The 11,905-nt window shown below is 73.7% G+C and carries 12 protein-coding genes; 5 read left to right on the top strand and 7 right to left on the bottom strand.

The window, feature by feature from the left end; genetic code table 11:
* Window positions 1-183: 183 nt before the first annotated feature.
* A complete protein-coding gene (locus tag ETD96_RS31065; protein WP_138640048.1) occupies window positions 184-405 on the top strand; it encodes a hypothetical protein in 222 nt (73 codons plus the stop codon).
* 18 nt (window positions 406-423) lie between these two features.
* Here the strand turns inward: ETD96_RS31065 and ETD96_RS31060 are convergent, their stop codons facing one another.
* The 4 genes from ETD96_RS31060 to ETD96_RS31045 all read right to left on the bottom strand — a co-directional run bounded on the left by ETD96_RS31060 (window position 424) and on the right by ETD96_RS31045 (window position 4,293).
* A complete protein-coding gene (locus ETD96_RS31060) occupies window positions 424-2,166 on the bottom strand; it encodes a DEAD/DEAH box helicase (protein ID WP_138640049.1) in 1,743 nt (580 codons plus the stop codon).
* 36 nt (window positions 2,167-2,202) lie between these two features.
* Window positions 2,203-3,240 (bottom strand): zinc metalloprotease, encoded by a 1,038-nt coding sequence (locus ETD96_RS31055; RefSeq protein WP_240808354.1) that lies wholly within the window; start codon window positions 3,238-3,240, stop codon window positions 2,203-2,205.
* Between the two features lie 191 nt (window positions 3,241-3,431).
* Window positions 3,432-3,707 carry a DUF3039 domain-containing protein gene (locus ETD96_RS31050; RefSeq protein WP_171069310.1) on the bottom strand — a complete coding sequence of 92 codons (276 nt, stop codon included), beginning with the start codon at window positions 3,705-3,707 and terminating at the stop codon, window positions 3,432-3,434.
* Between the two features lie 10 nt (window positions 3,708-3,717).
* Window positions 3,718-4,293 carry a YqgE/AlgH family protein gene (locus tag ETD96_RS31045; protein ID WP_138640045.1) on the bottom strand — a complete coding sequence of 192 codons (576 nt, stop codon included), beginning with the start codon at window positions 4,291-4,293 and terminating at the stop codon, window positions 3,718-3,720.
* A 162-nt stretch (window positions 4,294-4,455) separates the two neighbouring features.
* Between ETD96_RS31045 and ETD96_RS31040 the strand changes: the two genes are divergently transcribed.
* Window positions 4,456-5,100: a hypothetical protein gene (locus tag ETD96_RS31040; RefSeq protein ID WP_138640044.1), complete on the top strand. Its 645-nt coding sequence runs from the start codon at window positions 4,456-4,458 to the stop codon at window positions 5,098-5,100.
* Window positions 5,101-5,136: 36 nt separating this feature from the next.
* Here ETD96_RS31040 and ETD96_RS31035 read toward each other — a convergent pair whose 3' ends face one another.
* Entirely contained in the window at window positions 5,137-6,540 is a 1,404-nt protein-coding gene (locus tag ETD96_RS31035; RefSeq protein ID WP_138640043.1) for an NAD-dependent malic enzyme, read from the bottom strand.
* Between the two features lie 317 nt (window positions 6,541-6,857).
* A complete protein-coding gene (locus ETD96_RS31030; RefSeq protein WP_138640042.1) occupies window positions 6,858-7,796 on the bottom strand; it encodes a tetratricopeptide repeat protein in 939 nt (312 codons plus the stop codon).
* Between the two features lie 490 nt (window positions 7,797-8,286).
* On the opposite strand from ETD96_RS31030, the gene ETD96_RS31025 reads away from it, so the two are divergent.
* The 3 genes from ETD96_RS31025 to ETD96_RS31015 all read left to right on the top strand — a co-directional run bounded on the left by ETD96_RS31025 (window position 8,287) and on the right by ETD96_RS31015 (window position 11,442).
* The gene (locus ETD96_RS31025; RefSeq protein WP_240808353.1) at window positions 8,287-9,231 is read left to right on the top strand and encodes an ATP-binding cassette domain-containing protein; all 945 of its coding nucleotides are present in this window, start codon (window positions 8,287-8,289) and stop codon (window positions 9,229-9,231) included.
* Complete coding sequence (locus ETD96_RS31020; RefSeq protein WP_205719532.1) at window positions 9,224-10,648, top strand: hypothetical protein; 1,425 nt, start codon at window positions 9,224-9,226, stop codon at window positions 10,646-10,648. The genes ETD96_RS31025 and ETD96_RS31020 overlap by 8 nt, the downstream gene beginning before the upstream one ends.
* 101 nt (window positions 10,649-10,749) lie before the next feature.
* Complete coding sequence (locus tag ETD96_RS31015) at window positions 10,750-11,442, top strand: DUF4230 domain-containing protein (RefSeq protein ID WP_138640040.1); 693 nt, start codon at window positions 10,750-10,752, stop codon at window positions 11,440-11,442.
* Between the two features lie 16 nt (window positions 11,443-11,458).
* On the opposite strand, the gene ETD96_RS31010 is transcribed toward ETD96_RS31015, so the two are convergent.
* Window positions 11,459-11,905: serine hydrolase (locus ETD96_RS31010; protein WP_138640039.1), on the bottom strand; the 447-nt coding region annotated here is incomplete at its 5' end.

Here is an 11,905-nt window from a genome sequence, read left to right as displayed (position 1 = left end):
GACCTGGACAAGGAGATCGCGCGGCTGCGCGACGCCGGCCTCGCGTTCCGCGGCGACGTGGTCAGCGGCCCCGGCGGCCGGCAGATCCTGCTCACCGACCCGGCCGGCAATCTGATCGAGCTCTTCCAGCCCGCGAAGACCGCCCGGGGGTGACCGTGCCGTCCCCGCCGGGAGAATGCGGGGATGGACGGTCAGGACGAGCCGGCGGGCGCGGCGGCGCAGTGGGAGTACCGCGTCAGCGTCGTGAAGCTGAACCCGGTCGGCGGCGTGCACGCGCACGCCTTGCAGGAGACGCTCGACAAGGCCGGACGGGCGGGCTGGCAGTGCGCCGGCGTCATCGGGCCCGACCGGCAGGGGGTGTTCAGGCTGATCTTCCAGCGGCCGCGCCGCGCCGGGAGCGGCTGAGCAGGCGGGCGCCGGGCGTCAGTGGCGGCGCTTGGCCGCCCAGTCGCGGATCTTGGCGATGCGGTCGCGGATCTCGGCGGCGCTGGCCTGCGGGACGGGCGGGCCGCCGCAGGCCCGGCGCAGCTCGTTGTGGATGACGCCCTGCGGCTGGCCGGTGCGGTGGTTCCAGGCGTTGACGAGGCCGTTCAGTTCGCGGCGGAGGGCCGCGATGTCCTCGGCGGCGGTGCGGTCGGCGCGCGGGTCGCCGGTCTTGCGGCGCCGCTCGCCGGCGAGCTGCTCGGCCTGCCGCTTGCGCAGCAGCGCCGACACCTGGTCGGGCTCCAGCAGGCCGGGGATGCCGAGGTACTCCTCCTCTTCGGCGGAGCCGGGCTGGGCGTGCATCCCGAACTCGCCGCCGTCGTAGAGGACACGGTCGAACGTCGCGGACGCCTCGACCGTCTCGAACGGCAACTCCTCACCGACGTCCGGACTGTCCTGCTGGCGGTTGGCCTCGGCGATCAGGTCGTCGTCGAGGCCGTCCTCGCGGACGGGCCGGTCGAGGACGTGGTCGCGCTCCTCCTCCATCTCGGAGGCGTGGCCCATCAGCGTCGGTACCGACGGCAGGAACACCGACGCCGTCTCGCCGCGCTTGCGGGCGCGGACGAAGCGCCCGATCGCCTGCGCGAAGAACAGCGGCGTGCTCGTCGACGTCGCGTAGACCCCGACGCACAGGCGCGGGATGTCGACGCCCTCGGACACCATCCGGACCGCGACCATCCAGCGGTCCTCGGTACCGGCGAACTTCTTGATCTTCTTGGACGCGGTCGGGTCGTCCGACAGCACGATCGTGGCGCTCTGCCCGGTGACCGCCTTCAGCATCCCGGCGTAGGCGCGCGCGGTCTCGTGGTCGGTGGCGATCACCAGCCCGCCCGCGTCGGGGATGACGCGGCGCAGCTCGGTGAGCCGCCGGTCGGCGGCGGCCAGCACCTGCTTGATCCAGTCGCCCTTCGGGTCGAGCGCCGCGCGCCACGCCTGGGCCATCTGGTCCTGGGTGAGGGGCTCGCCGAGGGTCGCGGTGATCTCGTCGCCGGCGCGGGTGCGCCACCGCATCTCCCCCGCGTACGCCAGGAAGATCACCGGGCGGACGACGCCGTCGGCGAGGGCGGGGCCGTAGCCGTATGTGTAGTCGGCCTGGCTGCGCCGGATGCCGTCCGGCCCCTCCTCGTACTGGACGAACGGGATCGGGTTGATGTCGGTGCGGAACGGCGTGCCGGACAGCGCCAGCCGCCGCGTCGCGGGCTCGAACGCCTCCCGCACCGCGTCGCCCCAGGACAGGCCGTCGCCCGCGTGGTGCACCTCGTCGAAGATGACGAGGTACTTGCGCGACTCGGTGCGGTTGCGGTGCAGCGCGGGCCGGGCCGCGACCGTGGCGTAGGTGACGGCGACGCCGTCGAAGTCCTTGCCGATGGGGCCGTCGCTGTTCTGCCACTCCGGGTCGATCTTGATGCCGACGCGGGCCGCGGACTCCGCCCACTGCCGCTTGAGGTGCTCGGTCGGGCACACCACCGTGATCGACTGCACGATCCGGCGCTCCATCAGCTCGCGGGCGAGCCGGAGCGCGAACGTCGTCTTACCGGCGCCGGGCGTCGCGACGGTGAGGAAGTCGCGCGGGCCGGGCTGGGAGCCGTCCGTGCCGAAGTAGGCCTCCAGCGCCTGCTGCTGCCAGGCGCGCAGGGACGACGCCGTCCCCCAGGCGGCCCGTTCGGGGAACGCGGGGGGCATGCTCGATGCGGCGAAGGTGCTCACGGTCTCTGAAGGCTACCGAGGACCACCGACAGATCGTGCCGCGCCCGCCGCACGTGTGCCGAGATCCACACGGTGGCGGCCCTGCCGCCCGGCCCGGTACGCCGCCCACGACGCCCGGATACGGCGGCCCTGACCTGCGGTGAAGGCGCGCATGCAGGCGTCCTGGGCGTAGTCCATGAAATTGTGGACCGGATCCTGACCGGGCTGCGGACACGTGTCGCGGTAGGACGGGCAGCCGTTCGCCGGCTCCGCCTCGTACGGGGTGTCGGCCACCCCGTCGCCCGGCGGGACGCAGCCGCCCTCGAAGGTGTGCAGCAGGCCGAGCCAGTGCCCGATCTCGTGGACGGCCGTGTACCCGCGGTCGAAGCCCCGGTACGACCCGCCGGGAATGCTGCGGTAGTCGATGACGACGCCGTCCATGCGCGGGGCGCGCCGGTACCACTGCGGGAACGTGGAGAAGCCGAGGACGTCCGACCCGACGGCCGCCGTGTAGACGTTGAGGGTGCCGCGCCCGCCCTTGTGCAGGCGCGTCTTCATCGAGCGCTCGTACCGGTCGGGCTCCTGGAACCAGGCGGCGCTGTCCACCAGGTCGTAGCCGGCCAGGCGGAACCGCACCCCCGTGTCGGCGCCGCCCGTCTTCCCGCCGTACGCGGCGTTCAGCGTGGCGACCTGCCGCTGGACCGCGCTCTTCGAGAGCCGCCCGTACGGCCCGCTGTGGACGACGTGGAACCGCACCGGGACGACGATCCCCTTCGCCATGCGCCGGGACGCGTCGAGGCGCCGCTCGTCGGACGTCCCGAACCGGTCGAGGAGCGCCTGCCGCAGGTCGGTGAGCATGGCCACCGCCTGGTCGCGGCCGAGGGCGGCCCGGTCGCCGGGACGCGCCTTCCGGGCGTTCGAGGGATGGACGCACCCGTCACCACCGTGCGCCGCCCCGCCATGGCCGTGCACCGAACCGCCATGGCCGTGCACCGAACCACGATGGCCGTGCACCGCACCGTCGCCGCGGGCGGCGGCCGGTGCGGCCCGCACCCGTCCCCGCTCACCCACCGCACCCGGAACGGTGCACACCGTAATCGACAGTGCGCATAGCGAAACCCCGGCCATCCGCCGCATTCATCCCCCGTAGGTCGAAACCCGTATGTCACATGCGTCGGGCCCCGCGGCATCCCCCGCCGCGGGACCCGGAAAGCGCGCAGCCCGGCATGGGCGGTGCGCCGCCGCCGCGTCTCAGCGGCGGGTCACTCGCCCTTGCCGCCCTTGCCGCCCTCGCCGCCCGGCTGCATCGATTCGTAGATCTCCTTGCACTCCGGGCAGACGGGGTACTTCTTCGGATCCCGGTTCGGCACCCAGACCTTGCCGCACAGCGCGATCACCGGCGTGCCGGTCACGGCGCTCTCGGTGATCTTCTGCTTCTTCACGTAGTGGGCGAACCGCTCGTGGTCGCCGTCACCGTGCGAGAGGTCCGGCCGGACGTCCTGCTGGGTGTCGCTCTCGGGAAGGATCTTCGTACTCACGTCGTTCACCTTAGTTCAGTGTGGGGTCGTCGGGAAAAGTGGAGACGAACGCGAGATCGCCGCCCTGCCTGCGGAGAACGTCCTGCCAGAGCCGCTCGGGACGGTCCGCGAACACGTCCCCCGCCTCCGCCGGCACCAGGTACCAGGAGCCCTCCTCGACCTCCCCGCGCAGCTGCCCCGCCGACCACCCCGCGTAGCCGGCGAACACCCGCAGCTGCAGCAGCTCCGCCGCCAGCAGCCCGGGCGGGGCCTCCAGATCGACCACCCCGACCCGCGCGACCTCGGCGCCGCCGTCGAGCGCCCGCCAGCCGAGCGGCTCGTCCTCACCGGGAAGGCGGGCGAGGGCGAGCGGATGCTCCAGCGCGACGGGACCGCCCTGGAACACCACGGCGGGGCCGGTGGCGAGCCCGGCCCACGGCGGGAGGACGCGGTCCAGGGGAACCTCGGTCGGCCGGTTGAGGACAACGCCGAGCGTACCTCCGCCGATGTCGTGCTCGACCAGCAGGACGACGCTCCGCCTGAAGTTCGGATCCTCCAGCTGAGGCGTCGCCACCAGCAGGAGCCCCACCCTGATGCCGTCTTCCATGGGTTCCATCATGCGTTGCCCGGACCTCCGGCGGCACGCCTCCCCGCTCGTTAGCCTGTTACGCATTCCTATCGATGGGGATATCGGCACCACAAGGTCCTGGGTTAAGAATGATCTAGGATCATCGGCCATCCGCTTGGTGCGCGCCGGGAGGACAGCGACATGCAGTTGCCCAGGGTCATCATCGCGGCAGTGTTCGCCGTCCTCGGAGCGCTGATCACGATCCAGGCGGTGTTCAAGTCGGACGGCTCCGCGTCGCCCGCGGCGTCCAGCGCATCCGCGAGCCCCAGCCCGTCCGCCTCCTCGCCGGCCTCCTCGTCGGCCTCGCCGAAGCCCAGCACGTCCGGGACGGCGAAGGCGCCCGCCCGGCCGGTGACCGCCGACATCGGCGCGGTCTCCTGCCCGGCGCGGACCGTGCACGTCAAGGTCCGCAACTCCGGGACGCGGACCGAGGACTTCTCCGTCGAGCGCGACGACGGCGGCGCCGCGGTCCCCGGCCAGATCCCGCCGGGCAACACCCGGACGATCTCCGTGAAGCTGCGCGAGGACCGCCGCACCGACCTCACCGTCACCTGGGCCAACAAGCGCATCGAGACCAGGGCGGTGCGGGCGAACTGCACGAAGGCGGGCGGCGCGCCGACCGAGACCCCGCCGAGCAACCTGCCGCACACCGGCCCCGACACCGTGCTGTGGGCGCGGGCCGCGACCGGCGTCGGCATCATCCTCACCGGCGCGATCATCTTCTGGTACGGCGGCATCTGGCCCCGCCGCCGCGAGCGGATCTTCGCCGGCAAGAAGGACATCTGACCCGCGGGCCCGCCGCCGGGCCCCGGCGCCCGGCCGCTACGCCTCGGTGCGGGGACGGCCGCCCGCCGCCTCCCGGACGGCGCCCGCGACGCGGGTGGCCACGTCCGGGTGGAAGACGCTCGGCACGATGTAGTTCGGGCCGATCTCCTCCGGCGTGACGACCTCGGCGAGCGCCGCGGCCGCGGCGGCCAGCATGTCGAGCGTGACGCCGTCGGCCTGGGCGTCCAGCAGGCCGCGGAAGACGCCGGGAAACGCCAGCACGTTGTTGATCTGGTTCGGGTAGTCGCTGCGGCCGGTCGCGACGACGGCGGCGTGCTCGCGCGCCTCGTCCGGGGACACCTCGGGCTCGGGGTTGGCGAGCGCGAACACGATCGCGCCGTCGTTCATCGTCGCGATGTCGTCGCCGGTCAGGATGCCGGGCGCGGAGACGCCGATGAACACGTCGGCGTCCTTGACGGCGCCGCGCAGGTCGCCCGCATAGCCGGCCGCGTTGGTGTGCTCGGCGATCCAGCGGAGCGAGTCGTCCAGGTCGTCGCGGCCCTTGTGGACGGCGCCGCGGTAGTCGCACACGATGAGGTCGCGGGCCCCCGCGTGCATCAGCAGCTTCAGGATCGCGGTGCCGGCGGCGCCCGCGCCCGCCATCGTGATGCGCACCGAGCCGATCTCCTTGCCGACGACGCGCAGCGCGTTCGTCAGCGCGGCCAGCACGCAGATCGCCGTGCCGTGCTGGTCGTCGTGGAAGACGGGGATGTCGAGCAGCTCGCGCAGCCGGGCCTCGACCTCGAAGCAGCGCGGGGCGGAGATGTCCTCCAGGTTGATGCCGCCGAACGCGGGCGCGAGGATCTGGACGGTCCGGACGATCTCGTCGGTGTCCTGCGTGTCGAGGCAGATCGGCCACGCGTCGATCCCGGCGAACCGCTTGAACAGCGCCGCCTTGCCCTCCATGACCGGCAGCGCGGCCTCCGGGCCGATGTTGCCGAGGCCGAGCACCGCCGACCCGTCGGTGACGACGGCGACGCTGTTGCGCTTTATGGTCAGCCGGCGGACGTCCTCGGGGTTGCGGGCGATGGCGAGGGACACCCGCGCGACGCCCGGCGTGTAGGCCATCGACAGCTCGTCGCGGTTGCGCAGCGGCACCTTCGACTGCATCTCTATCTTGCCGCCGAGGTGCATCAGGAAGGTCCGGTCGCTGACCTTGTGGATCTTGACGGACTCGATGCCCTCCAGCGCCCCGGCGATCGCCTCGGCGTGCTGGGTGTCGCGGGTGGCGATCGTCACGTCGATGCGCAGCGTCTCGTGGCCGGCGGTGTTGACGTCGAGGGCCGTGACGATGCCGCCGGCGTTCTCGACCACGTGGGTGATCTGGCTGACGGCCCGGCCGCCGGCCGGGACCTCCAGCCGGACGGTGATGGAGTACGACACGCTCGGCACGCTCGCCACGACGACTGCTCCCTAGCTGCTCTGGGTTGTTCTCGTCCCGCGCGCGCCGCCCGATCGCCCGGGACGGCATGCCCGAGGGGGCGCGGATCGGCGGGGGCGGCCCGTGGGAGTGGTGCACGCGGGCCGTCCGGGCACGGTCGACGCATCGAGCATACGCGCAACATCACGACGCGGTGTCCCGATCGCCCCGGCTCGTTCCCCTCCCGACCAGCACCGATCGGCGCCGGCCGCGCATGACGGCCAGAACGGGCGGCCCACAGGAGCACGCCTCGTGACGCAGCGCTTCAGAACCCGTACAGGGCGCTTTAGAACGCGCCTTAGAACAGGGCCGACTGCAGACCGCGGCGGGCCTTGCCGATGCGCGGGTCCTCCGGGGGGAGCAGGTCGAACAGCGACAGCAGGTGCTTGCGCACCGCGTCGCGGTCGTCGCCCGCGCTGCCGCGCACCGCGGCGATCAGCCGGTCGAACGCCGCGTCGATGCGCCCGGTCATCATCTCCACGTCGGACGCGCTGATCTGCGCCTGGACGTCGCCGGGCTTCTCCGCGGCCTCCTGGAGGACGCGGTCGGCGTCCAGCGAGCCGACCCGCAGGCTCAGCTCGACCAGGGCGAGGCCCTGCTTGGCCTGGCCGTCCCTGGGGTCGTCGGCGAGGATCCGCTCGAACGCGGCCTTGGCGGTGGGCAGGTCGCCGCGCTGCAGGGCGTCCTCGGCCTCGGCGTACACCGGGTCGCCGGCCGGGGCCTCGCCCGCGTCGGCGCCGGGCTGCTGCTCGCCCTCGGGGGCGTCCGGCAGGATGCCCTCCTTGCGCAGCGCGTCGAAGAGCTGGTCGATGGCCTGGCGCACCTGCGGCTCGGGCGCGGCGCCGTTCAGGAACGGCAGGAGCTGCCCGGCGACGACGGCCGCGACGAACGGGATGCCGCGCACGCCCATCTGCTGCATGTAGGCGGCGAGCTGCGGGTTGGCGTCGATGTCGACCTTCGCGAGCACCCACGCGCCGGCCGCCTCGGCGGCGAGCTTCTCCAGGATCGGCCCGAGCTGCTTGCAGGGGCCGCACCATTCGGCCCAGAAGTCGACGAGGACGGGGACGGACTGCGACCGCTCCACGACCTCGGTGTTGAACGTCTGGTCGGTGACGTCCACGACGTACTGCCCGGCGGCCCCGCCCGGGTCCGCCGGCGCGCCGCCGCCCTGGGCGCGGCGTTCCTGCTGCTTCCTTGCGGCCGCCTGGCGCGCCCCCAGGTCGATGGCCCCGTGCAACGAAAAGTCCCGAGAAGGCATGGGTCCATCCTGCCCCATGAGCGCACCCGGCTGTGCGCCCGTACGCCCTGAGCGGAGCGGGCCGCCTCCCCGCGGCACCGGCCCCGGACGCCCCGTCCGGCGCACCCGACGGGGTAAATCGGCAATTGTCCACCTTTCTGGAATTCGCCACTTCGGCGCGGTAGGCAAAGAATCCAGGCGTGCTGCCGTAAAGGCAAAAAGATTGCTGACAGCCATCACCAAGCCCGGTTATAGTCACGATGTCGATGCATCGCGGCTCGGCAAAAGCGGCCGGACCCGCCGGACGGCGGAGCCGGTCTCGGCGGGCACCGCGTGGCGGGTTGGGGGACCCGTGGCCACCGGAGCGCCCGTGCCGGCGCCGCGACCGCATGGCGAGCTACGGGGGGAAACACTTGTGATCGCGGAGCATTCCGTGATCGTGGCCCGAGGAATGGGTGTCCGCCGCGGGGGGCGGTGGCTCCTGCGCCCGGTGACCTTCGGCGTGTCCGAAGGCGTGGTCGGCCTGGCCGGTCCACCTGGTGCCGGTAAATCCACTCTGCTGGCCACGTTCGCGACGTTGCGCAGGCCGAATGCCGGCCTGCTGCGCATTCTGGGACATGACATATCGAACGCCGCCGGACTGCGGGCCGCGCGGGCCGGGATCGGCTACCTGCCGACCCGGTTCTCCCGCGCCGAGAACATGACGGCCGGCGAGTTCGTCGCCTACGCGGCGTACTACAAGCGCACGAGCGCGTCCGCCGCGCGCTCCATGCTGAAGCGGCTCGACCTCGCCGACGCCGCCGGGACGGAGCTGGCGCTGCTGCCGCCGGACGTCCGGCTGCGCGCCGGGCTCGCCGCCGCGTGCGTGCACGAGCCCCCGCTCGTGCTGCTGGACGACCCGTTCGGCGCGCTGTGCGCCGCCGCCGAGCCGTGGCCCACCGGCGCCGACGGCCCCGGCCGGTCCGTGCTGACCGCCGCGATGGCCGAGCTGATCCCGGTGCTGCGCTCGCTGGCCCCGGCGGTGGTGGTCACCGCCGACGCCACCGACACGCTCACCGGCTGGTGCGACCGCCTCTTCACGCTGGCCCGCGGCCGGCTGACCGAGCAGCCCACGCACTCGGCCGGCGCGCGGCGCGGCCGAACCGCCGCCGACCGGCGGGCGGGCGGCCCGGCCGACCCGCGGGACGCCGCCGACCCGCGCGACGCGGGCGCCCCCGGGCGGCAGGGCGCCGACCGGCCGCCGCGCCCGGCGGTCGGCGCGATGAGTCGGCGCCGCGACACCCGGCCCGCCCCGCGCGGCGCGCGCCCGGGCCCGCCGACGCGCCGGCCCGGCCGGCCGCCGCTGCCGCGGCTCCCGCTGCCGCAGTTCACCGGGCTGCGGGTGCGGCGGCCGCCCGCCCCGTCCCCGGCGGGTGGGAGCGCCACCGGTGTCTGACCTCGGGCGGGTGCTCCGGCTGGACGCCCGTCGCACGGCACTGCTGGTCGCGGTGCCGGTCCTCACCCTGGTCGGGACGGCGGCGGCGCTTCCGGCGCTCCGGCCGTCCGCCGCGTACTGGGACAACACGGTCGTCGCGCTGGTCAACGCCGTCCGCTTCCTCGGGCCCGTCGCCGCCGCGCTGGCGGCGTGGGCGGCGGTCCGCGAGCGCCCGCTCGACTACCTGCGCGACCTCACCGCGCGTTCGCCCGCCACGGGGGTGCTGTTCGATCTGCTCCTGCTGTCCGCCGCCGCGCTGGCCTCCTACGTCGCGGTGACGCTGGTGGTCACCCTCATCACCCTCGCCCAGGCGGGGTCGGGGAACCCCAACCCGCTGGGCGTGCTCTCGGGAGCGGGCTCGCTCGTGCTGCACGTCGTCGCGGGCTACCTGACGGGACGCGTCGTCCCGCATCGCGCCACGGCGGCCCTGGTCGTCGCCGTCACGTCGGTGTGGGCGGCGGCCCGCGTCTCCGGCATGTCGTGGTGGAGCCTGCTTCCCCCGGCCGCGTTCGACAACCTGGCCCTGTTCACCACGCTGCGCCCCGGGGTGCTCGCCGACCAGGTCACCTGGGCGGTGGGGCTGACCACCGCGCTGATCCTCGGCTACGTGCTGTGGGCGACGCGCCGGTTCCTGATCGTCCTGCCGCTGCTCATGGCGCTGGCCGCGACGGGCACCGCCACGCTCGGCCTGCACCGCTCCGGCGGCGGGACGGCCGCGCCCGTGTCGGCCGAGCCGGTGTGCCGCGAGTGGCCGCTGACCGTGTGCGTCCACCCCGCGCTGCGGGACGCGCTGCCCCGGCTGATGGCGGCGGCCACCCCGCTCGCCGCGCGGCTGAACGGGACGCCCGGCGCGTTCACCACGGTCGAGCAGCGTCCCGCGTGGGCGCCGATCGCGGTCGTGGACGGCGTCGCCACCGTCCACCTCGACGAGCGGCTGTCGCCCGGGTACGCGGCGCGGGCCGTCCGGCAGATCAGCGACAGCCTCAAGGACGCCCGCACCTGCGCGGGCCCGCCGAACGGCTACCGCTCGATGGTCGACGCCTGGCTCCTCGGCGACGACTCCCCCGCCATCCCCGACGCCCGTGCCGCGCGCCGGTTCGCGTCCTGGAGCGAGGCCCGACGCCGCGCCTGGCTGCGCCTCCACTTCGCCGCCTACCGGTCCTGCGCGCTCGGCCCGGCCAACTTCCGGGTGACCGACACCCGCACCGTCCAGCACGTGCCGCGGCCGGGCCGTGCCGCGGCCGATTCGAGCGCCGTCGTCCCGAAGCGCAAGATCCCGGGACGCGCGGGCACCGCCGGGCACGCCGGGCACGCGGGGCACGGCGGCGGAGGGCGCCTGCAACACAGCGGAGGGCCCAGCGGAGCGCGCGGAAACTGAGGGGCGGGCCGCCGCGCCCGGCGACCTGCGCGACCTCGCCGCTCACACCGACCTAACCATCTCGCCAGGTACGGGACGATCCAGGTGGGAACGTCCGGTACATGGCTCGCTCGGAACCGAAGAACGACGCGCCCCGCAGGTCCTTCTCCGTTCTGCCCCGGCGCGGGCTCCTCGCCCCCGCGCTGCTCATCGTCGTGACCGTCGCGGTCGTGCTGCTGGCCCAGCAGGCCCTGCGCGGCCTCCCCGGCTGGCTGAACCCGTTCGCGGAGGAGACGAAGGACCGCAGCGGGCCCGTCCTGCTGCAGTCGATCCGCGACCTGCACCGCTACGAGGCGGCGAGCGGCAACTTCCAGGTCATCGTCGACCTGGAGAAGGACGCCAGGTTCCTGCCGGATGGGCTGCGCGGCAAGCGCACCCTGTTCGTCGGGAACGGCTCCGTCGACGCCTACGTGGACTTCTCGAAGCTGGGCTCGGGCGCCGTCAAGGTGAACGCCGACCGGACGACCGCCACCCTCACGCTGCCGCCCGCCCAGCTGGAGAAGACGAACCTGGACACGAAGCACAGCTACGTCCACGCCACCGAACGCGGCCTGTTCGACCGTCTCGGCGACTTCTTCAGCAGCAACCCGAACGACCAGCAGCAGCTCTACGTGCTGGCGGCCCAGAAGATCCAGTCGGCAGCCGCGCAGAGCGGCCTGAAGGAACGCGCCTACGCGAACACGAAGGCGATGCTGGAGAACATGCTCAAGGCCCTCGGCTTCACGACGGTCACCATCACCCCCTCGTCGCAGTGACGGGGGCAGGGCAGGGTCAGCAGAGCACGTTCTCGATCGTCGCCCTGGCGGCCATCCCCTGCCGTTCGGCGGGCTCCCCGGCGAGCTGGGTCGCCATCGCGACGGTGACGGCCCGGCCGCCGTCCGCGCGGACGCCCTCGCGGATCTTGTAGCCGAGCATGTCGCCGCCGTGCGCCCAGTAGCCCGCGCGGTCGCAGCGCAGCGGGTACCAGAACAGGCCGAGCCCGTACCGGGAGCCCTCGTACGGACCGTCCCACCCGGTCGGGACGGTCCGCTGCATCTGGGCGAGCAGCGGCGCCGGGACCAGCCGCCCGCCGATCAGCGCCCGGAAGAACCGGTTGTTGTCCGTCAGCGTGGTGACCATGGCGCCGGACGCGTCCGCCACGCTCGGGTCCAGCAGCGTCACATCGGTCAGCGGAGCACCGGCGCCGTACTGGTGGTAGCCGCGGACGAACGGGCGGCG

Origin of the sequence: Actinomadura geliboluensis, from assembly GCF_005889745.1 — a bacterium.
GTDB lineage: Bacteria > Actinomycetota > Actinomycetes > Streptosporangiales > Streptosporangiaceae > Spirillospora > Spirillospora geliboluensis.
This window is presented reverse-complemented; position numbering and strand designations above follow the sequence as displayed.

Excerpts from the sequence above, each read along its gene's own strand:
- ETD96_RS31065 (WP_138640048.1), top strand. The coding sequence starts at position 184 with ATGGACGGTCAGGACGAGCCGGCGGGCGCGGCGGCGCAGTGGGAGTAC.
- ETD96_RS31060 (WP_138640049.1), bottom strand. The coding sequence starts at position 2,166 with ATGCCCCCCGCGTTCCCCGAACGGGCCGCCTGGGGGACGGCGTCGTCC.
- ETD96_RS31045 (WP_138640045.1), bottom strand. The coding sequence starts at position 4,293 with ATGGAAGACGGCATCAGGGTGGGGCTCCTGCTGGTGGCGACGCCTCAG.
- ETD96_RS31040 (WP_138640044.1), top strand. The coding sequence starts at position 4,456 with ATGCAGTTGCCCAGGGTCATCATCGCGGCAGTGTTCGCCGTCCTCGGA.
- ETD96_RS31015 (WP_138640040.1), top strand. The coding sequence starts at position 10,750 with ATGGCTCGCTCGGAACCGAAGAACGACGCGCCCCGCAGGTCCTTCTCC.